This is a genomic window from Ningiella ruwaisensis, from assembly GCF_004798935.1.
GTDB lineage: Bacteria > Pseudomonadota > Gammaproteobacteria > Enterobacterales > Alteromonadaceae > Glaciecola > Glaciecola ruwaisensis.
This window is the reverse complement of sequence record NZ_RAHT01000006.1, coordinates 263,112-285,571: the sequence shown is the minus strand read 5'-3', so window position 1 is coordinate 285,571 and position 22,460 is coordinate 263,112. Positions and strand designations below refer to the sequence as shown.

At 43.5% G+C, this 22,460-nt stretch carries 20 protein-coding genes and 1 other annotated feature; of the genes, 3 read left to right on the top strand and 17 right to left on the bottom strand.

Annotated elements, in window-relative coordinates; genetic code table 11:
• Nucleotides 1-155 precede the first annotated feature (155 nt).
• From hisIE to hisG, 8 genes are read right to left on the bottom strand one after another with little or no spacing between them, the layout of a single operon-like run.
• Nucleotides 156-776, bottom strand: a complete 621-nt coding sequence (gene hisIE / locus D6V41_RS13870) for a bifunctional phosphoribosyl-AMP cyclohydrolase/phosphoribosyl-ATP diphosphatase HisIE (RefSeq protein ID WP_136252125.1) — start codon at nt 774-776, stop codon at nt 156-158.
• Between the two features lie 59 nt (nt 777-835).
• Nucleotides 836-1,609 carry an imidazole glycerol phosphate synthase subunit HisF gene (gene hisF, locus D6V41_RS13865; protein WP_136252124.1) on the bottom strand — a complete coding sequence of 258 codons (774 nt, stop codon included), beginning with the start codon at nt 1,607-1,609 and terminating at the stop codon, nt 836-838.
• Complete coding sequence (gene hisA / locus D6V41_RS13860; RefSeq protein ID WP_136252123.1) at nt 1,591-2,328, bottom strand: 1-(5-phosphoribosyl)-5-[(5-phosphoribosylamino)methylideneamino]imidazole-4-carboxamide isomerase; 738 nt, start codon at nt 2,326-2,328, stop codon at nt 1,591-1,593. The genes hisF and hisA overlap by 19 nt, the downstream gene beginning before the upstream one ends.
• A gap of 45 nt (nt 2,329-2,373) precedes the next feature.
• Nucleotides 2,374-2,982 carry an imidazole glycerol phosphate synthase subunit HisH gene (hisH, locus tag D6V41_RS13855; RefSeq protein ID WP_136252122.1) on the bottom strand — a complete coding sequence of 203 codons (609 nt, stop codon included), beginning with the start codon at nt 2,980-2,982 and terminating at the stop codon, nt 2,374-2,376.
• 19 nt (nt 2,983-3,001) lie between these two features.
• A complete protein-coding gene (gene hisB, locus D6V41_RS13850) occupies nt 3,002-4,072 on the bottom strand; it encodes a bifunctional histidinol-phosphatase/imidazoleglycerol-phosphate dehydratase HisB (protein ID WP_136252121.1) in 1,071 nt (356 codons plus the stop codon).
• Entirely contained in the window at nt 4,069-5,214 is a 1,146-nt protein-coding gene (gene hisC / locus D6V41_RS13845; RefSeq protein WP_136252120.1) for a histidinol-phosphate transaminase, read from the bottom strand. The genes hisB and hisC overlap by 4 nt, the downstream gene beginning before the upstream one ends.
• The gene (gene hisD, locus D6V41_RS13840; protein ID WP_421907811.1) at nt 5,207-6,532 is read right to left on the bottom strand and encodes a histidinol dehydrogenase; all 1,326 of its coding nucleotides are present in this window, start codon (nt 6,530-6,532) and stop codon (nt 5,207-5,209) included. Before hisD ends, hisC begins: the two co-directional genes overlap by 8 nt.
• A 19-nt stretch (nt 6,533-6,551) precedes the next feature.
• Nucleotides 6,552-7,451 (bottom strand): ATP phosphoribosyltransferase, encoded by a 900-nt coding sequence (gene hisG, locus D6V41_RS13835; protein WP_136252118.1) that lies wholly within the window; start codon nt 7,449-7,451, stop codon nt 6,552-6,554.
• A 55-nt stretch (nt 7,452-7,506) separates the two neighbouring features.
• Nucleotides 7,507-7,626: a sequence feature (His leader region), on the bottom strand.
• A gap of 407 nt (nt 7,627-8,033) precedes the next feature.
• On the opposite strand from hisG, the gene D6V41_RS13830 reads away from it, so the two are divergent.
• Both D6V41_RS13830 and D6V41_RS13825 read left to right on the top strand, forming a co-directional pair.
• Nucleotides 8,034-8,264, top strand: a complete 231-nt coding sequence (locus tag D6V41_RS13830; protein WP_136252117.1) for a hypothetical protein — start codon at nt 8,034-8,036, stop codon at nt 8,262-8,264.
• Between the two features lie 5 nt (nt 8,265-8,269).
• The gene (locus D6V41_RS13825; protein ID WP_136252116.1) at nt 8,270-8,737 is read left to right on the top strand and encodes a hypothetical protein; all 468 of its coding nucleotides are present in this window, start codon (nt 8,270-8,272) and stop codon (nt 8,735-8,737) included.
• 11 nt (nt 8,738-8,748) lie between these two features.
• Here the strand turns inward: D6V41_RS13825 and D6V41_RS13820 are convergent, their stop codons facing one another.
• From D6V41_RS13820 to D6V41_RS13780, 9 genes are all read right to left on the bottom strand, one after another.
• Nucleotides 8,749-10,473, bottom strand: coding sequence for an SLC13 family permease (locus tag D6V41_RS13820; RefSeq protein ID WP_136252115.1), 1,725 nt, complete (start codon nt 10,471-10,473; stop codon nt 8,749-8,751).
• A 19-nt stretch (nt 10,474-10,492) separates the two neighbouring features.
• Complete coding sequence (gene cysN / locus D6V41_RS13815) at nt 10,493-11,899, bottom strand: sulfate adenylyltransferase subunit CysN (RefSeq protein ID WP_136252114.1); 1,407 nt, start codon at nt 11,897-11,899, stop codon at nt 10,493-10,495.
• Nucleotide 11,900: 1 nt separating this feature from the next.
• Nucleotides 11,901-12,698: a 3'(2'),5'-bisphosphate nucleotidase CysQ gene (gene cysQ / locus D6V41_RS13810; protein ID WP_136252113.1), complete on the bottom strand. Its 798-nt coding sequence runs from the start codon at nt 12,696-12,698 to the stop codon at nt 11,901-11,903.
• Entirely contained in the window at nt 12,695-13,294 is a 600-nt protein-coding gene (gene cysC / locus D6V41_RS13805) for an adenylyl-sulfate kinase (RefSeq protein WP_136252112.1), read from the bottom strand. Before cysC ends, cysQ begins: the two co-directional genes overlap by 4 nt.
• Nucleotides 13,294-14,226, bottom strand: coding sequence for a sulfate adenylyltransferase subunit CysD (gene cysD, locus D6V41_RS13800; RefSeq protein WP_136252111.1), 933 nt, complete (start codon nt 14,224-14,226; stop codon nt 13,294-13,296). The genes cysC and cysD overlap by 1 nt, the downstream gene beginning before the upstream one ends.
• A gap of 418 nt (nt 14,227-14,644) precedes the next feature.
• The gene (locus tag D6V41_RS13795) at nt 14,645-15,865 is read right to left on the bottom strand and encodes an EAL and HDOD domain-containing protein (RefSeq protein ID WP_136252110.1); all 1,221 of its coding nucleotides are present in this window, start codon (nt 15,863-15,865) and stop codon (nt 14,645-14,647) included.
• An 8-nt stretch (nt 15,866-15,873) separates the two neighbouring features.
• Entirely contained in the window at nt 15,874-17,400 is a 1,527-nt protein-coding gene (gene putP / locus D6V41_RS13790) for a sodium/proline symporter PutP (protein ID WP_136252109.1), read from the bottom strand.
• A 220-nt stretch (nt 17,401-17,620) separates the two neighbouring features.
• The gene (locus D6V41_RS13785; protein WP_136252108.1) at nt 17,621-18,322 is read right to left on the bottom strand and encodes a DUF3379 family protein; all 702 of its coding nucleotides are present in this window, start codon (nt 18,320-18,322) and stop codon (nt 17,621-17,623) included.
• On the bottom strand, nt 18,315-18,869 hold the full coding sequence (locus tag D6V41_RS13780) for a sigma-70 family RNA polymerase sigma factor (protein WP_136252107.1): 555 nt from the start codon (nt 18,867-18,869) through the stop codon (nt 18,315-18,317). The genes D6V41_RS13785 and D6V41_RS13780 overlap by 8 nt, the downstream gene beginning before the upstream one ends.
• 475 nt (nt 18,870-19,344) lie before the next feature.
• On the opposite strand from D6V41_RS13780, the gene D6V41_RS13775 reads away from it, so the two are divergent.
• Nucleotides 19,345-22,371: a right-handed parallel beta-helix repeat-containing protein gene (locus D6V41_RS13775; protein ID WP_136252106.1), complete on the top strand. Its 3,027-nt coding sequence runs from the start codon at nt 19,345-19,347 to the stop codon at nt 22,369-22,371.
• The last annotated feature ends 89 nt before the right edge of the window (nt 22,372-22,460 follow it).

Here is a 22,460-nt window from a genome sequence, read left to right as displayed (position 1 = left end):
TAATTAATTTACACATCCCGACTATTCGGCGATGTCGTTTGTCGACCCTTTCGGCGCCGACAATTAATAAATAGGAACGCTTGACAGATATTCAATAGGCATTTTTTAAAAAAATTAAGAATATATTATAAATGACTGAAAAATAATAAATTTTATTATTCACTATGCCGCGCTTTTAAAACGTGGATAACATCCTTTAAAGATAAATCGCTGGCTTGCAGAAGCACAATTAAGTGATATAGCAAATCGGCTGATTCGTTCTTTAACTCCTCTTTGTCTTTTACGGCCGCTGCAAGTGCGGCCTCAACGCCTTCTTCACCCACTTTTTGCGCAATACGTTTTATGCCTTTATCGTACAAAAAGGCGGTGTAGCTCTCTTCCGGGTTACCTCCTTTGCGCCCAGAAAGTACATTTTCCAGTTCTGCAATAAAGCTAAAGTCGCTATAAGCCGCGTCGTTGTAACAGGAAGTCGTTCCTTTGTGACATGTTGGCCCATTGGCAGTGGCCAGTGCCAGAATGCTGTCAACATCACAGTCGGCACTAATATCGACCAACTCAAGGGTATGGCCTGAGCTTTCTCCCTTTGTCCATAATCGCTGTTTTGAACGGCTGAAAAAGGTGACGAATCGGGTGTCCAAGGTTTTTGTCAAGGCTGCCTCATCCATAAAGCCTTGCATCAATACCACACCAGAGCGTGCATCTTGGACGATACATGGAAGTAATCCGTCTCCCTTCTCCCAAGCCAGGGTATCCATATTTTGCTTAGTAATTTTCATTGGTTAATTCTTTTATGTTAAATGTTCGTTTGCCTCATATGCCCACCGCGTTTAAAGCCTTAGGCTCGCATAGCAACGCTGTGATCTCGCAAAAAGCGTTTTAGAGCCTGAATCTCAATAATGCCTTTGTGAAATACTGAGGCTGCCAGCGCACCATCAACATCGGCGAGCTTAAAAACGTCGGCAAAGTGCTGCATTTCACCCGCACCACCTGACGCAATAAGCGGTACTTGAGCGGCTTTGCGAATAAGCGAGAGTTGCTCAATATCGTAGCCTTGACGCACGCCATCTTGATTCATACAGTTTAGTACAATTTCGCCTGCACCGCGCATTTGCACTTCTTTCACCCAGTCCGCTGTTTGCCACTGGGTTTTTTGAGTGCGCCTTTCATCACCGGTAAACTGATACACCTCATACTGCTGTGTATCTTTGTTATAGAAACTATCAACCCCTATAACGACACATTGCTGGCCAAATGTATTATATAAATCGGTAATTAATTGAGGATTGGCAAGTGCAGGGGAGTTGATAGAAATTTTATCAGCGCCCATTTCGAGAATATTGCCTGCATCGTCAATGGTTTTGATGCCGCCTGCTACGCAAAAGGGAATATCGATGACCTGCGCAATTTTACTCACCCAGCTTTTGTCCACAACGCGCTTGTCGCTGGATGCGGTAATATCATAAAACACCAGTTCATCCGCACCCGCTTGCGCATACTTTTGCGCCAGTGGAACAATATCGCCAATAATTTCGTGATTGCGAAACTGTACGCCTTTAACGACCTGACCGTCACGCACATCTAAACAGGGAATTATTCGTCTTGCCAGCACGCGATCGCCTCCTCAAGCGTAAATCTACCTTCTAACAATGCGCGACCCAATATCACCCCCTGAACACGCGTTGGCTTTAAGTTGTTGATATCCTCTAAACTTCCAATACCTCCAGACGCTTGCCAGTCAATATCCGGATATTCATTCACTAAGGCACCATATAAGGATTCGTTAGCGCCTTTGAGCGTACCGTCACGGCTGATATCTGTACACAACACATGCTTTAAACCTACGGTTTGATAAAACTGAATAAGCGACTCGATACTCACCCCCGAATCTTTTTGCCATCCGTGAGTAGCAACAAATTTGTTGCCACGCTCGTCAATATTGATATCCAGTGCAAGTACAATATGCTCAGCACCAAATTCTTCAAACCACCTTGCCACTTCCTCTTTATCGGTCACCGCTTTTGAACCAACCACAACCCGCTCTATGCCTGCTCCCAAGAGATCAAGCACATCCTGCCTGCTACGAATGCCGCCACCGCTTTGAAAGCGCATCAATTTCGTCGCGACCATTGATTTTATTAATGAAAGTTGACGATTTTGTGTATCCTTTGCACCAGTTAAATCAACAATGTGCAGCACATCTGCGCCAGCTTTGGCATAACGCTTTACAACGTCAATCGGGTCATACTGATATTCGGTCGTTTGCTGATAGTCGCCCTGATACAAGCGCACTACCTTACCGTCAATTAAGTCAATTGCAGGGATAATCATCGTTTAAATTGCCTGTTATTTTTAAATAAGAGTATTGCATCGCTTCTAAATATTCAGAAAATTGCTTAGAAGTTGTGCGCCCGCATCGCTGCTGCGCTCTGGGTGAAACTGTACACCGTAAAAGTTGTCTTTATGAATGGCAGCTGAAAAGCGCATGCCGTAATCACAGGTAGCCAGAGTGTTTGCGTACTGTTCAAGCGCAAAGCTATGCACAAAGTAAAAGTGTGTTTTATCATCTATGCCTTTGAATAAGGGATTGTCATACACGCTAGTGACTTCGTTCCAACCCATGTGAGGCAGGCGTAAATCGCCTACCTGCATGCGCTTGACTTGACCGTCCATCAAGTTAAGACAAGGGGTAGTAGCAGCATTACCCAAATCATTTTCCTGAGATTCTTTAACCATGAGCTGCATGCCAAGGCACACCCCTAAAACCGGCTGACAGAGTGATTGAATACACATCTTCAATTGCTTGGCTTCGATGCTCTTCATGGCAGCAGGCGCTGCGCCCACGCCGGGTAAAATGAGTCTGTCAGCGCCGCGAATTTCATCAACATTGTCACTGACATTGACCTTAACGCCAAGGCGCTCAAAGGCAAAACGAACAGAGGAGATGTTTGCGCAACCTGTATTGATGATGGTAATTTTTTTCATGATGCTTGCTTCATAATTGCTACAAGGTTCCTTTAGAGCTAGGCATTGCATCACCTTGTTTTGCAATGGCTTGTCTTAAGGCTCGACCAAACACTTTAAATAAGCTTTCAACCTGATGATGGGCATTACCCTCTGTCGTTGATAGATGCAAGGACAGGCCCATTGCCTGCGCAATAGAGTAGAAAAAGTGCGGTACCATTTCAGTGGCCATTTCACCCACATTTTCACGCGTAAAGTTTGCATCAAATTGCAAATGCGGACGATTAGAAATATCCAGTACACATTCTGCTCGACATTCATCCATTGGCAGTACAAAGCCAAAGCGGCCAATCCCGCGTTTGTCACCTAGTGCCTTTTTGAGAGCTTCACCAAGGGCCAGTGCGGTATCTTCAACACTGTGATGGTCATCAATATGCAAGTCTCCCTGTACTTGAAGATTCAGGTAAAAGCCGCCGTGAGTGGCAATTTGATCAAGCATGTGGTCAAAAAAACCGATGCCGGTACTGATATCTGATTTTGCTTTGCTGTCCAGGTTGACCTCAACCATTATATCCGTTTCTGAGGTTTTTCTCGTGACTTTAGCAATACGGGGAGAAGTGGTTAAAGCAGTCACTATCGCGTCCCAGTTCATCTGCTTAGGATGATATTGAATACCTTTTATGCCCATATTTTCTGCCAACTGAACATCGGTAGCTCTATCGCCAATCACATAGGAGCGAGCAAAATCGACGCGTCCTTCTTGCAAGTAGTCTTTTACCAGCCCTAATTTGGGTTTACGACAAGCGCAGTTATCTTCGGGAAAATGTGGACATATAAGCACATCATCAAAATGAATCCCTTGTGATTGAAACACATCCATCATCGCATTGTGAGGCGCGTCAAAATCTGCTTGTGGAAAGCTTTCGGTGCCTAGTCCATCCTGATTAGACACCATAACCAACCTAAAGCCCGCTTGCATTAAATGTAACAAGGCAGGGATGACGTTTGTCTCAAATTTAAGCTTTTGTAGACAGTCTAACTGCTTATCGATTGGGGGCTCTTCAACTAAGGTTCCGTCTCGGTCGATAAATAAAATGGCCTGCTGACTCATGAGGCGTTCCTTTCAGATAACTGTTTAAAAAATTTTTCGATTAGTGCTATCAAGCGTGCGTTTTGTGTAGGCGTTCCCACCGTGATGCGCAAGCAGTTTTGCAGATTTAACTGCTTACTTTGGTCGCGGATAATCACGCCATTAGCCACCAAATATTTCATTAGTTTAGGATTATGCGCAGATCTAAAGAGCACAAAATTAGCTTTGGTATCGCCAACGATTTCAAGCTCACAAATGGCTTTGAGTCGCTCAGTAATAAACTTAATCCCCGACTGCAATTGCTGCACACGTTCTTGCATGCGGGAAAGGCCTTCTGAGGTTAGTGCGAGTCTGGCGACTTGAGCAACTGGAGCGGGAACAGGATAGGGCGCGATAACTTTCATTAAAATATCGCATATTGCAGCGCGACTGATTAAAAAGCCACAACGTATACCGGCTAGCGCAAAAGCTTTAGACAAGGTACGCAGAATGATCAGATTTTCGTAGCTTTTGAGCAGGCCAATTTGCGCATGGGCACTGTCAAACTCTATATAGGCTTCATCAAGCACCACGAGTGCCTTATCTTTAAATAATTCGAGCACGCGAATAATATCATTTTGAGCAATGCGAGTGCCTGTGGGGTTATTTGGTGAACATAAGAAAACTACCTTAACCTTGCCTACATAATCAGACATTGCTTCAATATCAAGACTAAAATCGGCTTTCAGAGGTGCTTTGTGAACGCCCACATTAAAGGTTTGCGCACTAATTGCATACATTCCATAAGTGGGCGGGCAGATCAATACGCTCGATTTTGCTGCTTCACAAAAGCCGCGGATTATAAGCTCGATGCCTTCATCCGCGCCGCGAGTTGCAATCACACGCGCATGATTTGCGTCTTCGGCCGCTGCATTTAAAGCGGCAAGGCCGCAGTAGTCGACATACGCTTTAATAAGCTCGGGTGGCTGACAGTCTGGATATCGGTTAAAAAGGCTGCTATCAATCTCTATTTTTTCCGCTTCTGGCGCTTCATTGGCGTTAAGCCAAATTTGCGAATTCTCGCCCGTTCCGGCACCGTCAGATGAAAATAAGCGTCTTGCAGACTCATAAGGTTGTAAGTCGCGTACATGTTGATTGCATAACGCATCCAGCCAACTACTCATTTATTGACTCCACATTGTCTTTAAGGACGCCTAAGGCTTTAAGTCTTAATGCGACAGCTTGCTTGTGAGCATCTAAGCCCTCAGCTTGTGCCAATGCCATAATAGCAGGCCCAATTCCTTTAATGCCTTCTTCACTTAACTCTTGTACCGTATAGCGACGCATAAAATCCAATAAACCAAGACTGGAATAATTGCGCGCATAGCCATAGGTAGGCAGCACATGATTGGTACCGCTGGCATAATCACCTGCTGATTCAGGCGAGTATGCGCCCAAGAAAATACTTCCCGCGTTGGCAAGACGAGGAAGTAAATCTCGCGCGTTATCGACTTGCACAATTAAATGTTCGGCAGCATAGGCGTTGCTCACTTCAACGGCTTCTTGCATGGAATCAGTTAAAATGATACGACTATTGGCGATAGACTGGCTGGCGATATCTTTTCTTGGAAGGGTGGCAAGTTGATGTAAGACTTGCTGCTGCGTCGCCTTTATGAGCGCCTTATCATTGCTTACAAGCACAGCTTGGGAGTCACTACCATGCTCCGCTTGAGAGAGTAAATCTGACGCCACAAATGCAGGGTTTGCATTCGCGTCTGCTAACACTAAGACCTCAGATGGGCCCGCCGGCATATCAATGGCTGCACCATCCACTCGCTGACTGACTTGCTGTTTTGCTTCAGTCACAAAGCTATTTCCCGGGCCAAAGATTTTATCTACTTTAGGAATACTCTGCGTACCAAATGCCATTCCAGCGATTGCTTGTGCACCTCCGCATAAATAAACATGTTCAATACCACACTTGCTGGCGGCATATAATATTTCGGGTGCGACCTTGGCTTGTCGTGAAGGCGGTGTGCATAAAATGGGGAGTTTACATCCTGCCACTTGCGCACACACCCCGAGCATTAATACGGTAGAGGGAAGAGGGGCACTGCCGCCGGGAATATAAAGCCCAACTTTTTCAAGCGGGGCATGTTTTTGTTCACATAAAACCCCTTTTTGTGTTTCAAGTTTTATGTCTTGCGGAAACTGCGCTTCATGAAAGCTTCGTATATTGGAATATGCTAAATCGATTGCCGCTCGCACCTCTGCCGACACCTGTGTTTGTGCCGACACAATATCTTCAACTGGCAGCCTGAGGCTTGACAGGTCTGCCCCATCAAATTCTTTGCTATACGCTAATATTGCCTCGTCTTTTTCGTCAAGTACACGTTGAATAATACGCTTTACCGTATCTTGCAGTAGCGAAGAGTCACTAAGTGCCGGTCGTGTAAGTGCTTGCGTTTTTTGCGCTGCTGTTAAAGAGGACCACTGAATGATTTCACCGATACTCATGTTATTACCCCATCATTTTTTCAATCGGCATGACTAAAATTGAGCTACAGCCCAAGGCTTTTAACTTTTCCATGGTTTCCCAAAAGAGGGTTTCGGAGCTAACGACATGAACGGCAACGCGATCATCGTGACCGGAAAGCGGCAAGACCGTTGGATTCTCTGCACCCGGCAATAAGCTTTTTACCTGTTCCAAATACGCTTTAGGGGCATGCAGCATGATGTATTTGCTTTCTTTGGCCTGCATCACACCGTCTATCCTTGGCAATAATCGTGAAACAAGCGCTTGCTTTTCTTCAGTTAATGCTTCTTCTTTTTGAATAAGTACGGCTTTTGATTTAAAAACCACATCCTTTTCTCGCAAGCCGTTCGCTTCAAGGGTTGCTCCTGTTGACACCAAATCGCAAATGGCATCTGCCACGCCTGCTCGCGGCGCAACCTCAACAGAGCCTGTTAGCATAACAGCCTGAGCATTTACCTGTTTTTCTGCAAAAAAGCGTTCGAGCAAAAATGGGTAAGTCGTTGCGACTTTTTTCCCTTCAAGTGACGTGACATTTTTATATTTCATTTCGTTTGGTACGGCGATAGATAAACGACAGCCGCCATAATCGAGCCGACGCAGGGTTTTAAAATTGTGCTTTTTATTAGCAGCCTTACGCTCAAGCATTTTTTCTTCAAGCTCATTTTCGCCAATAAAGCCTAAATCCACCACACCATCCATTACCAGGCCAGGAATGTCATCATCCCTGACTCTGAGCAAGTCGATTGGCTGGTTGGTAGAATGAGCAATAAGCAAGCGGTCACGGATCTGCAACTTGATCCCTATGGCTTTAAGTACGGCAATGCTGTCATCGCTTAAACGTCCTGACTTTTGAACGGCTATTCTCAGTCTACTACTATCGCTCATGTTTCATCCTTAGCGGTTAGCTTGTGATTATGTAAAATTTATAACTCGAATAAAAAGGAAAAACCCCCGAAAGTTTCCTTCCGAGGGCTTCAAATTTCTGAATTCGCCATCTTGGAAGGAACACGACCTTCCAAGCACATACCTGAAAGGTTATGTGTTGTGATGATGGTGACGGAAATTTGTGCTTTTCATAATCTGTCTCTTGCGTCGATACGTGGATACTATATAAACCCTTGAAACATATCAATAGTCCGATGGCATAACATATGAAATTTAGTGTTTTTTTATAATTTGAGGCTTGGAGATAAGGCTAACGAATGGTCAATACGCAGGCGAAGCAATGGTAGTACCGTAGAGGGCTGGCAGTTTCAAGACGCAGTGAACCCATCCATGGGCGCTCGACGAAATCATCCATGATTTCGACGCTTTAAACTGCCAGCCCTCTACGGTTACTACGATCGCGTCAAACAATTTCCATAAACCATTCGTTAGCATAGCCTTTTAAGAAATGCGCTTATATACTTACCAGTTGAGGTTAATTAGCATTCACGCTCAGCGAAATACTGTTTATTAAGGACTCATTTGAATAATCCATTTACAACACTTAACAATAAGATAAAGCAAACCATACGCGATAAGGCCATTGAGCGCGCCAAAACGCGAATTGTATTGATGCAAAAAAAGCCAGAAGACTTTGAGCCAGATGAACTGGAAGTTATTGTGCAGGAAGAAGAGGGGAAAATTTATTCAGCCATTAAAGAAAAAGGCTTGCTTGCAGTACTTGCAGTGCTTGGCTTTAATATTTTCGGGTAGGGTAAATGAATAAAATCATCAATATTATATTATCTGGGCTACTCTGGCGTAAGTATAAATTTTTACTAGTAAGCCTAATTGCCTTAATTGTGTTTGTATTGATTGTAGGGCAGGTGCATCAGGACTATTTAGCCTATGCCGCTCAATCTGACAATGCATCTGTAGGTTGGTCATTTATCCTCAAATGGCTGGTTTGGATTATCGCAATTTTTGCATTTTTTTTGCTGAACAATTGGTATAACAAACGAAAGCAAAGCCAAGCTGATAAGTCGGACAAAAATTCAGCACTTGCCCGTATTCTCTCATTTAAGAAGCAAACAAATGAAAACGAGAGAGAGAGTAGAGTAAAAGCTGGGGATCTGACCGATAAAAACACCGCTGAAAAGTCAGATCCTTTTGCGCATTTGCGTCAAAAAGACAAATTGCGAAGTTATGCAGATTTGATCATCGAAAAACATCAAGACAAAAAATGAGTTGTTAGTGCCTAAAAATACACAAGCGAAAGTAAGCTCAACACTACCGTGCCATATACAACGGATATTGGCGTACCTATTTTGACAAAATCAGAAAACTTGTAATCAGAGGCACTAAACACTAATAGATTGGTTTGATAACCATAGGGTGAAATAAAGCTTGCGCTTGCGGCAAACGCAACAGCAAGAGCGAAAGGCATAATGGGTAGCCCCATGGCGTTCACAATACCGTAAGCGAAAGGAAACATCAGCGCAGCCGCCGCGTTATTGGTAACAAACTCAGTCAATAGCATTGTAAGAAGGTATACACAAATCAAGGCATAGATTGGGTTTGTATCAAGCAACAGCGGCTTAAAAAATCCCGTCATTGCTGTGATTATCCCGGAGTCTTCCAAAGCGGAAGCGAGCGATAAAGCGCCTACAATTACAATGATTAAATTAAGTGGTAAGTTACGCTTGATTTCGTTTAAAGAAGACACTTTTACGGCGCAAAGAACCGCAGCAAAAAATAACAATCCTACGGCCAAAGGCACCAGGTTTAATGCAGCGAGGGTGACTGTGCCAACAAAACCCAGTAAGGTCAGCCATTCCTGCCAGGAAAGCAGTTTTCGATTTAATTTTTGCTCGGAGACTACAAAAAAGTTTTTCGCGATATTATCGCGTTTTTGAAAGTCATTACCGGTTGCAAGAAGTAAAAAGTCTCCCGCTTTAAGTTTCAATTCACCCATCTTGCCTGAAATCGCCTCGCCATCTCGTCTTACTGCAACAACAGCAGCATCGAACAGGGCTCTAAAGCCAACTTCTTTAAGCGTTTTATTTATCAAGGTAGAGCGATTTGAAACAATCACTTCAGTGAGATTTTCTTGTAAGAGCCCATCTGCTTCGGCAAACATAGTGAGCCCTTTAATGTGTTCAATGTTCTCGATTTTTTTGATATTCCCGGTAAAAATAAGCTTATCGCTTTCCTGAATAATAAATTGCGGAGAAACTGGCGAGATAATTTTGTTTTTTCGCACCACTTCAATCAGAAAGAGCTCAGGGAGATTGCGTAAATGGTTTTGTTCAACCGTTTTACCAATCAGTTCCGAGCCGGATTCTACATCTGCTTCCAGCAGGTAGCTAGTATAGTTTGATTCACTTGCTTTCATTTTGGGTAAAAGCGGATGGAGAAAGTACATAAGAATGCCGCAAACTATGCCGGCGCTTAGTCCAAACAGGGTAAAGTCGAAAAACGCAAAGCCGGGATGCCCGTGCTCAATCAAGAAACTGTCCACAATCAGGTTTGTCGATGTGCCAATTAATGTCACCGTGCCACCCAAAATAGCAGCATAGGACAGGGGAATGAGCAATCTGGATGGTGGATGCTGCGTATTTTGTTTTATCGGTCCGATAAGGCTTGCCACTACCGCAGTATTATTCAGCAATGCCGAGGATGCAAAGGTAACAGCAAACATACGAATGAAGCTTTTCGTGTAGGTGTTTGCAATAATTGCCCGTCCCAAGCGCTTTATGAATGCTGTTTTGTCTACTGACTGACTCACAATCAATAAAAGAACCAGGGTAACCAAACCGGTATTAGTGGCGTTTGCCAGCACTTGTTCAAAGCGCAATTGTTGCGTCAATAAAAGCGCAAGCATGCATCCGCCAAAAATAGCTGAAGGGCGACGATTGGTAAAGATAAGCGCACCCATCGTCGCGACAAAAATCAAAAGAACCAGCAGTTGAGGCATTTCCATATTGTTTTTACTTCGTCAATCAACCTTGGCTGATATCAATCGCTCCCCAATGCGGAAAATGCTTTCTGACTAAGGCGTTAAACTCCAATTCAAACTCTGAATAGGCGCCTTTGGGTGTTTTTGATGCATGCGCTGAAATGACCATACCTGCACCTACCGTACCGTTAGTTAGTCTGTCAATAACGATAAAAGCACCAGTTGCGCGATTTTCTGTATATGGATCGCATGCTACAGTTTGCGTGAGTCGAATATCAACAATACCGATTTCATTAAGGTTCAAGTGAAGAGCATCGCTTTCTTCTAATGTATTCACATCAATTTTATGCTCGATGTTCGCTACGCTTCCACTGACTAATTTAGTCGCAAATTTAAAGCTATATTGTTTGTTGGGAATCAGAGCGTCTTCAGACATCCATACCATGTGCGTGCGATATTCATTCGTATTAAGTGGTTTGCTGCCGGTTTTTACGATCATATCCCCGCGAGAAATATCAATCTCATCTTCAAGGGTAATGGTGACCGCATTAGGCGCTTCTCCTCGCGGTAAATCACCATCAAAAGTGGTAATTGTTTTTATTTTTGATTGCTTGCCAGACGGTAAAACAGTGATGGGATCGCCCACATCAACTGCACCTGAAACAATCGTACCGGCAAAGCCTCTGAAGTTTAGGTTTGGACGGTTTACATACTGTACCGGGAATCTGAAATCATCGTATCGCTGTGGCGTGATCTGAATCGTCTCAAGCGTTTCCATCAGCAAGTCGCCGTCAAACCATGGGGTATGCTCGCTGCGATTGACAACGTTATCTCCCTCAAGGGCAGATATTGGGACAAAGCGTATGTCAGGGATGTTTAATTGCTTTGAAAACACCAAATAGTCTTCACGAATTTTCTCATAAACGTCTTGACGGTAATCCATCAAGTCCATTTTATTGATCGCCACTACCACGTGTTTTATGCCAAGGAGCGAAGCTAAAAAGCTGTGTCGTTTAGTTTGCGTTTTTACACCCGCACGGGCATCAATCAGTATAATAGCCAAATCGCAGGTTGAGGCGCCGGTTACCATGTTGCGAGTGTACTGTTCGTGTCCTGGCGTATCGGCGATGATAAATTTACGTTTATCCGTACTAAAATAACGATAGGCCACATCAATGGTAATGCCTTGCTCACGTTCCGACTGCAAGCCATCAACTAAAAGTGCCAAATCCACCTTGTCGCCGGTGGTGCCTACTTTTTTACTGTCGTTGGTAATGGCAGCAAGCTGATCTTCGTAAATCATTTTAGAATCGTGCAGCAATCGGCCAATCAAGGTGCTTTTGCCGTCATCCACACTTCCGCATGTTAAAAACCTCAGCAGGTCCTTTTTCTCGTGTTGCTCCAAATATTCTAGTATATCGGTTTTTAATAATTCGTTCTGATTGTTCATATCAACTTTTTACCATGAAAAAGGGATTTAATAAGGATTCTTTTTGATTGTAACGCAAGGGATGGGCATCATCGTCAAAGGGCTTGTCTAAATCAAGCACTACCACCTTTCCGCCTGCTGCCGACACGACTGCATGCGCCGCGGCTGTGTCCCATTCACTCGTTGGGCCAACTCTAGGATATACATGGGCAGTGCCATCAGCAACACAGCAAAGTTTAAGCGAGCTTCCCATTGCGACGAGTTCACTCTCGCCGCCAAGCGCATCCAGTACTTTGTTTATTTCAGGGCTTTGATGTGAGCGACTTCCAACGACCTGCCAGGTTTCTCCCTCTTGATGAGGCTTAATGTGAATGGCTTTCTCATTGCCGTTGACAAGCTTGTAAGCTTTTTCACCTACCCAACCGACATAAGTCGTATCTAGAACGGGGGCGTGTACCACACCTAGCGTGGGCTCGCCATATTCAATCAATGCAATATTGACCGTAAATTCTCCATTTTTCTTGATAAACTCTTTGGTGCCGTCCAGTGGGTCTACAAGCCAGTAGCGAGACCAGGATTTGCGCGTTTCCCATGAAATATTGGATGACTCCTCGGACAAAATGGGAAGGTCAGCAAGATTGCTTAAACTCTCAACAATATGAAGATGAGCCGCCAAGTCTGCCTCTGTTAAAGGAGATGCATCGTTTTTCTCATAGATCTTAAAATCCTTGTCATAAATAGTGAGAATTCGCTCACCTGCTTCGACCGCGATTTTTGTAACTGCATCAACCAAGGTTTGTGTTATTTCGAAGCGGCTCATGACACATACCCTTTTTGTTTAAGAGCAAGGTAAAGTCTTTCAGCGCTGTCTTCAGGGGATTCATCCCTGTATTCAAAGTGCACTTCTGGCGATTCTGGCACCTGATATTCGGAATCTATCCCGGTAAAATGTTTGATATCGCCTGCGCGCGCCTTTTTGTACAAGCCTTTTGGATCGCGCTGTTCGCAAACTTCCAATGGTGTATCGACAAACACCTCAATAAACTCACCCTCTTTAAGTAATGAACGACAAAATCGGCGATCATCCCTAAACGGGGAAATAAACGCGGTGAGCACAATTAATCCGGCATCGACAAAAAGCTTGGATACTTCACTTATGCGGCGAATATTTTCTACCCGTGCTTTGTCATCAAAGCCCAGATCGCCACACAAGCCGTGCCTCACATTGTCGCCATCCAGTAAGTAAGTATGATGAGAATGTTGATGGAGCTTTTTCTCTAACAGATTTGCCAAAGTAGATTTACCCGAGCCAGAGAGTCCGGTCAGCCAAATGACGGCTGGTTTTTGACCAAGTGATTTTGCACGCTCTTGTTTATCGATAGTGTACTGATGCCATACTACATTTGTATCTGTCATTAAAAATACCCTTCCATTTTTTTCTTTTCCATCGAACCTGAGGAGTCGTGATCAATCACTCGGCCTTGTCGTTCAGATGTTTTCGTTAACAGCATTTCCTGTATGACCTCTGGTAAGGTGCTTGCGGTTGATTCAACTGCTCCGGTCAGCGGGTAACAACCCAGTGTTCTGAATCTGACAGACTTCATTTGAGGTTTCTCACCCTCGTGCAGGGGCATACGTTCATCGTCAACCATGATTAGCACACCGTCTCGCTCTACCACAGGTCTAGGTTTTGCTAAATATAGTGAAGGTATCTCAATATTTTCCATATAAATATATTGCCAAATATCCAGTTCTGTCCAATTAGACATTGGAAACACACGAATGCTCTCGCCTTTGTTGATTTGCGAGTTGTAAATATTCCAAAGTTCGGGGCGCTGATTTTTTGGGTCCCAGCGATGGTTTTCATCTCTAAATGAATATACGCGTTCTTTTGCTCGTGATTTTTCTTCATCTCGGCGCGCACCACCAAAAGCCGCATCAAATTTATATTTGTTCAATGCCTGTTTAAGGGCAGCGGTTTTCATGATGTCGGTGTGTTTCGCGCTTCCCACAGAAAATGGATTGATACCCTGATCCACTCCTTCCTGATTGATATGCACCAGCAAATTGAGATTATGCTTTTGTGCCATCCGGTCTCTAAATTCAATCATTTCACGGAATTTCCACGTGGTGTCCACATGCAATAGGGGAAAAGGAATGGTGCCAGGAGCGAAGGCCTTTCGCGCCAAATGAAGCAAAACGGAGGAATCTTTACCGACAGAATAAAGCATAACGGGGTTGTCAAATTCCGCTGCTACTTCCCGAAATATCTGTATGCTTTCCGCTTCAAGTTGTTTGAGGTGGGAGATTGTTTTGGTGCTCTGGCTATTGTGCTCTGATGCGCTCATGAATAGCGGGTCCTTTATATATCAGAAAACTATATAGATAGAACTCTAACACATTTAACAAAACGAATTTATGACAATTGGCTATGATTAATTACTATTTCATAACCAGAGCGTGTTTATCTTTGTTCATTAATTGTGTTGGCGTCTAAAATTGGCGAGAACAAGGCATTGCTGATGAAGTTTGGTGGTTCCAAACGAATTAGGAATAACGCAGTTATCGCCAATTTTAGGCCCAACCCGCAGGGCTGAGGCCATTTAATTGCTATACTGCCCAAAAATCCGCTTATTTGGAACCACCAAACTGCGCAAATTTTTGATTGTCTAGCAACTAAATGGCCTTCAGCACAATTAATATACAAAGATAAACGCGCTCTATTTTCAGTTTTGTTATAAAGCTGTTAAGTAAGCGAAAAGACGCTTACTGAATTAACACCAGCCTTTGCTCAGACCATAAAATGGAGTCGTTGTAAGCTTCAAGCATCACATCATGATCGACACCATATTTGGCGCAACCCTGCACCATCGCTTCCCAATTTGCTTGCTCAAAATCCTTACACAACTGTACACAGTCTGCTAACCAGCCTTGTTGGCGCACCAAGGCAATTTTTATATCAGCTGATAAGGGCAACTTGCTGATAAGTGATGCCAGATTGGCGTCTAGCATGGCATCTAAAAGCGAGAGCATGCCCACTAGAAATGCGGAAGATAATCTGTCTTTATGCGCTGTTTTTTCGGCAAAAAATTCGCAGAATTTAGCTCTTTGAAGTGATAGGCGAATGAGTTCATCAGGCTTATCCTCTCCAAAGGTTGCGGCAAAAAGCAGCGTAATAAAACGCTCTAATTCACTCTTGCCTAACATGATGATTGCTTGCTTGATATTTTCAATCTTATTGCGACGCTGAAAATATGGAGATTGAGCATAGCGCAGTAGTTTGAACGACAGTCCGGGGTCCAGCTCAAAAAGTTTTACAATGTTATTTATGTTTGGCTCTAATTTTGACACTTCACTTAGCAATGAACTGAGCATGCTTTGAGATGATGAAAGTGAAACGCTTTGAATCACCTCAGGTTTGCTAAAAAAGTAGCCCTGAAAAAGCGTAAAGCCTAATGCTTTATATCGTTCGAACTCTTCAACACTTTCCACTTTTTCAGCAAGCAACTGAATGTGAGGATGTCTTTTTATAACATTTACGGTTTGCGCAAGCTCGGTTTCGCTGATATTCAGGCAATCCACTTTGATAATTTTGCAAAGCGGATAAAAGGGTTCCCAATCGGGATGATGCACAAAATCATCAAGCGCTAGTGTATAGCCTTTGGTGTGCATCTGTTTGAGTCGGGTATATATGGCTCTAGTGGGTTTTACTGTTTCCAATACTTCAACCACTACGGTTTCTTTTGGAAGGAGTGTGGGGTGTCCTGCCATAATTGAAGACTTGGTAAAATTGATAAAAGCAAGTTTATCGGCAGCGATGCGATCAAGGCCCAAATCTAAATAGAGCCCCTCAATCATCTTGGATGTGGCCTTTTCTTCGTCTACGTCGGGAAATGCATTTTCCATACTCGTGCGAAACAATAATTCATATCCGAAGAGCTCTTTCTTCGAATTCAGTATAGGCTGACGCGCCGCAAAAAAGGCCATTTATCGAGTTACTCGTTTCCGAAATTTTTATTTTTTAATTGCAATTTATATTCATCGTACAAATCTGCGATTTCTTTAGATTTTGGCGGAAATAAAGACCCGGTGATAAAAATCACAAGTGAGGATATGATAAATCCAGGAATAATAGCATAAAGCGTTTGGAAAATGCTGTCGGGCTCTTCACTTAGAGGGGCATAAATCCAGATAAGCACAGTAATTGCCCCGGCAACAATTCCCCCGATAGCGGCTTTTTGCGTCATATTGCGCCAGAATAGTGTAAATAGTACTAATGGACCAAATGCTGCGCCAAATCCTGCCCAAGCGTGACTGACTAATGATAAAATCGTTTTATTTTCACCAAAAGCCAGAATAATGGCAACAATTGCCACAACTAATACCGAGATGCGTCCCACCAATACCTGCATCTTTTCGGACGCATCTTTGTGTAAAAAGCTGACGTAAATATCTCGTGTTAAAGAACTTGAAGTAACCAAAAGTTGAGACGAAATAGTACTCATGATTGCAGCTAAAATTGCTGCCAGCAAAAAGCCCCCTATGAGAGGGTGAAACAGAATTTGCGATAAAACGATAAAAATAGTTTCACTGTCGTCGATAGAAGCCGTTGTCTCACTCATGTAAGCCAATCCAAACAGACCCGTCATCGCTGCACCAAATAGAGCTATTATCATCCATGTCATACCAATTCGGCGTGCAGTTGGGATCTGTTTGAGCGATCCAATCGCCATAAATCTCACAATAATGTGAGGCTGGCCGAAATAACCCAAGCCCCAGGACATCAAAGAGACTACCGCTATAAAGCCTAATGTCTGGCCGGTGGCAGCATCTTCAAACAACTGTAATAGCGCAGGGTCAATATCGGAAAGTGCCGTTAAGGTTGAATTGATGCCACCAAGTTCAAACATCACGACCGTTGGCACTAGAATCAGGGCAATAAACATTATGCAGCCCTGAATGAAGTCAGTTAACGAAACCGCCATAAACCCGCCTACCAGCGTGTAGGCAACCACCACGCCTGCGGTAATAAATACGCCCCAGCTATAATCTACACCAAAAGACGATTCAAATAATTTGCCTCCTGCAACCACGCCTGAAGATGTATAAACCGTGAAGAAAATAATGATGACTACCGAGGCGACTATACGCAAAATGTGCGTATTGTCCAAAAAGCGGTTCTCGAAGAAATCAGGCAAGGTAATGGCGTCATTAGCCACTTCAGTAAACACACGAAGCCTCGGCGCAACAAGCAAGTAATTAAACCAAGCTCCTAAACACAATCCGAACACTATCCACAAAGAAGAAGCGCCTGAAACATACATGGCACCGGGAACACCCATTAGCATCCAACCGCTCATGTCGGAAGCACCCGCTGACAGGGCGGTAACCGGAGCGGATAACTTTCGTCCGCCCAATAGATACCCCGATGCGCTCTCCTCATTAGTTCGATAGGCGTATACGCCTATGCCTAACATAGCGATAAAATAGATTGCCAAGGATATATATGTCCCAAATTCCATGTGTACCTCTTGATTGCTTTTTTTATATGGTAACACCTTGAGAGTAAATCGGAAGAGAGCAGGCCGATTTACTTGCATTGCTTCACCGTCGTAAGCGTATTTATTTGTTTGAATTTATTATAAAAAAGTCACTTGTTATCGAAATGTAAAAAAGGCGGCGCAACTGATAAGTTTTGCCACCTGTTTTAAAAGAGGCGGGACGATAAATAATGCTGGCGTATTAAACCGAAAAATTAAGCAGTTGTTTCGCCCGCTGCGCCAAATCATCAACCTGCTGACCATCTTCACCCACAATGATAATTTTCGCTGACTCCAGCAGAAAGGCCTTTCCAGTATACTTATCATTTGCGAATTGTTCATCGACATCTTTTGCTACTTGAGAGGGCAGGACAAACAACGAAGCCAAGCCATTTTCACCTTTAACAATCAAATGCAAACTTTTAATCGAATTCAGATAACAATAATTTGCAGACAATATCTCACCCATGCCATCCTGCAGTTGGCCATTATAACTGGCAAGCTTGTTGTTGATACTCAAAAGGTCAACTTTCGCTCCCTTGTTTGATTCATAGTCCATGTGTTCTATATGCGCATATACATCACCAATTAAGCTCCCTGAACTGCTTGTCAGTATGCCTACCGTAAGTGCACTCGTAAGCAGTAAAGAAGCCGCCAGCGCGATATACCACGGGCTTTTTCGTTTATTTTGCTGATGGGTTTTCATCGTTTGACGAAGGATGAGTTTATCAGCCAGATCGTCAGGAACAGGTATGTCCATTGCACTGTGAATAGCTGTTTCCATAGCACGAACCTCTTCCCAAAAAGCTTGTTTTTTCGGGTCATTTTTCGCTGCCTCAATTATCTCAGGGTCTTGAGTAAATGGGTCAGCGTAAATGGTGCGTCTAAAGGTAATATCATCCATTTTTCTGTACTCCAACTGCCTGATCACCGGTCATTATCTCTTTAATTTGACTGCGCGCTCTAAACAGCCGAGTCATCACCGTATTTTTGTTTAAATTTAATTGCTTTGCGATTTCGTCGCCATTAAAACCCATTAACACCTGCATAACGATTGGCTCTCTGTACTCATCACTTAAAGAAGCAATGGCTTTTCGCAATTGGCGATTTTCTGCGTGTCCGTCGCTACTTGCACCCGGGTCGGAAACACTCACATCATCAATATCTACCAAATCAAATTGCTTTCGCTCAAATCGCCTGGCATTTTCTCTCCTTAAGATCGTTATCAGCCACGACTTTGCTGCTGATTCATCCTGCAGCGAATCTAAAGATTTCCAGGCGCGAAGGAAGGTCTCTTGAACCACATCTTCGGCAATGGCCCTGTCTTTTATCAGCCAAACAGCATAGCGAAAAACATCAGCATGCAATGCTTTTACCAAGGCTTCGTATCGTTTTTGTTTTGTCATCATATCGGTAGAGACCGGCGACACATCGATTTTATTCCCAAACATAATAAAAAATCGCTTTTATATTGAACATGCATGCCCCCTCGATTGAATATAAGCCAAAGGTATATGCCCAGATACCTGCATAAACAAGTGGAAAGGACAGAGATGCCAGTGGTAAATAAAGTAATCTCACCAAAAAATAACGTAAAGAGTAAGCGTTTGGGCTTTTTCCGTAAACATTACTCTTTGATATTTATAAAATTTTATTAGTTCAAGCAATAAAAAAGCTGAATGCAAATATCGCTCAAAAAACATTCGCGCCGAAATAATTATATATGTATCCGATAAATTTATAGCGCTTAATGTATGCAAAATATACACTTTTTTAACATTTATTTTACGAATAATGTCGTTAATGTTTTGTCACTTCAATAAATAAGCAGAACAAACATGTATTCAATATAAATGAAGAATTGGTGAACTCACAATCTAAGTCGCCAAATGCCATAAATGAACGTCGCATTTTACGGATAAAACTATGAACACTTTATATCAATCGGTCAAACTCTACCTCTTTGTCGCGTTGTTTGCCTGTTTAGCTTTATCTGCGCAAGCGTCAAATCGTGGTCCTGTAATATGGGATCAGAGTGCGCAGGAAGTTTATACAGATACAAACGAAGCTTTTGTGGGTGTCGATTTTTTTGTCGATATTTACGACATTGAGCACATGAAAGCGAATGAAGAGGGTTATGAAGGCTATATCAAAAACCTGATTTCAGAGAATGGCGCCAATGTATTGCGGGTGTCAGTTTGGATGGGGTACTGGCAGGACATCAACGAAAGCTCTCATTGGTATCAGCGTCACTTGGATGATATTCAATATGTATTGGATAAAACCTCTACCTGGGCGGATGAATCAAATGCCTATGTGCTGATTTCTTACGGTCCATCAAAAGATCATGAGCGGACGATGGCCTTTTGGAATGAAATCGCACCGGTATTCAGTGGCCAATCTCATGTTATGTTCCAGACTACGTCCGACCCACAAACCCAGCTAGGTCGCTTGCGATTGAATTTGGTTGATAGTTTACTGGCGTCACTGGCTCCAGATAATCATCGAATTTACGAACCCACTAGTATGTGGAACAGAAGACGCGGTGCAGAGCAGTTTTTGCAATACGGCGGGATCAACTTTCCAGCGCGCACCGAAACGGTACCTGCGGTGGAAGACTATATAATTAATTCTCAGCCGCAAATCGACTACGTAATTAAAACAGACGTGGCACTGGCAGCCGGAAAACGTTGGAATAGTGTTAGTGGTCTGCAACTTGAAGAGCCCGTTGCGGCAGAAGACTTCAACACCCTTACTTTTGAAGTTAAAGCGGACTTACCACAAAGCTACTGGGTATATCTGAGGGACTCGAGTAATCAGGATATTGCTGCGTATTACAATACTTATGCAGGTGATTCCTGGGGAACCGTTACCTTGACCGCAAGCGATTTTAATAACCCTTCCGGCGTTGATATTGCCAGCGTGCAGTTTTTTGTAGGAATCGATCCCTATTTTGACGCGCATTCAAGCAATAGTTTTTACTTTGACAATCTGGTAATAAACGATGGAAGTAACGATACCAATGTGAACAGAGGTAAAGTAGACGAAGCGGGAACAGGCTGGTTGAGTGTGGGCTACGGTCAAACTTCAACGAGTATCACTCGCGAGCTTGCAGATAACCCTGTGCAAATTGGCTATGCCTTTAAAGCTGAGTTGGCAATAACGCCTATCAATCGCTGGCATGCAGTAGCTGCACTGATATTGGAAAATACATTTAGCTTCGATGATTTTGAAACCGTAAGCTTTGATGTCAAGTCGGATGTAGCACAAAGCTTTTGGGTCTATTTACGCAACGCAAACTCTGTCGATGTAGCGCCTCACTACAATACCTATTCGCCTGGAGAGTGGACAACAATTACGCTTAACAAGAGTGATTTCAATCTGGCTGACGACTGTGTTGCTGTTGAAGACTGCAATGTATCTGAAGTTCACTTCTTTATTGGTATCAACGCAAGCGCCGATTCTCATACTGAAAACGCCTTCTATTTTGATAATGTAGTGGTTCGCAGTGTCAACGGTGAAGAGCAAGGCGAGCGTGGTAAGACAGATGCTTCCGGTACCGGCTGGTTTGAGAAAGGGTTTGGGATTAATCGCAGTGTGGTTGAGCGCATAGGAGATACTGGCGGTGTAGCGCCCCCACCGAGTGAAGTCGCCTACGACATTGAATATGTGCGTACATCAGGCACAGATTATTATGTGTCACCAGAGGGTGACGATAGCAACGATGGTTTGAGTATTGAAACGGCTGTGAAAACACCTCAGGTTGGCGCTGATAAGCTGCAAGCAGGAGACAAACTGATTGTTATGCCGGGTGAATATCCGACGCCAGGCTATGGCACGAGTATTAGCCTATCGCAGTCAGGAACAGCAGATAACTGGATCAGCATTGAAGCCTATGAGCCCGGTACAGCGCACTTTATTGTAAGAGGACCAAATGGCGTTGTATTAAACGGTGCATCTTACGTTCGCGTAAAAGGTTTGAAGATAAGTGGATTAGCTGGCTCCATCACCCCCGAAGAAGCTGAAGCCATTCGTCAAGATAACTGGTATGCAGAAGGGTTAGTGGGTGTAGGTATTGGAACAGAGTCACGTCAAGTTGATGGTGAATACACTTATCCTCATCATATTATCATTGAAAATAATCATATATTTGAAATGTCAGCAGGTGGGATCGCAATGAAGCGCGCCGACTACATTTTGATTAAAAATAACCTTGTGCACAACAATGCGTATTACAACGTATGGGCGCCAAGTGGTATTTCGGTATGGGAGAATCACAACTATGATGACAACACTGAAACTTACCGCACAGTGATCACAGGCAATATATCTTACGGAAATTATAACTACTTTAATTTCTACGCAAGCAGTTCGCCTGAGCTTCAAGAGCGCGTCACCGACGGCAACGGTATCATTATTGATGCACTTGCTATCGACCAAGGCTATACAAGCGATGGTTTGGTAGGAATTTATTCCGGTCGCACCTTGATTGAAAATAATATCACCTACAATAATGGTGGCCGCGGAATTAATCTCTATGCGTCAGACAACATTGACGTGGTGCATAACGTAAGCTTCGCCAATGCGACTCACCCTCAAATCGACAGTGAGGTGCACATTGGTAATGTGAGTAATCTGCGCATGTACAACAATATCTTTCATGTAGCCGAAGGGGAGAATGCATTTTTTGAATACTTGTCTTCTAACCTGGATGTTCGAAACAATATCATAGTTAAAGATGGTGCATTTGCTGATGAAGATAATCTGAGTCTGGCGACTGACATTATTTACGACTCACCGCAATTTGTTGATGCGCAGAACTTTAATTTTAATGTGATGCCTTCATCACCGGCGATTGACGGCGCAATAGATGGCCTGAAGTCTTTTGAGGATATCAACGGTATTGCCAGACCGATTGGTGGTGCAGCAGACATTGGCCCTTATGAACAATAGCCGATAAATGTCGGTAAACGCTAAAAGGCTCAATTAAAGTTGATAATTTGTATCAGCAAAAATTGAGCCTTTTTTATTGCGCGTTTATT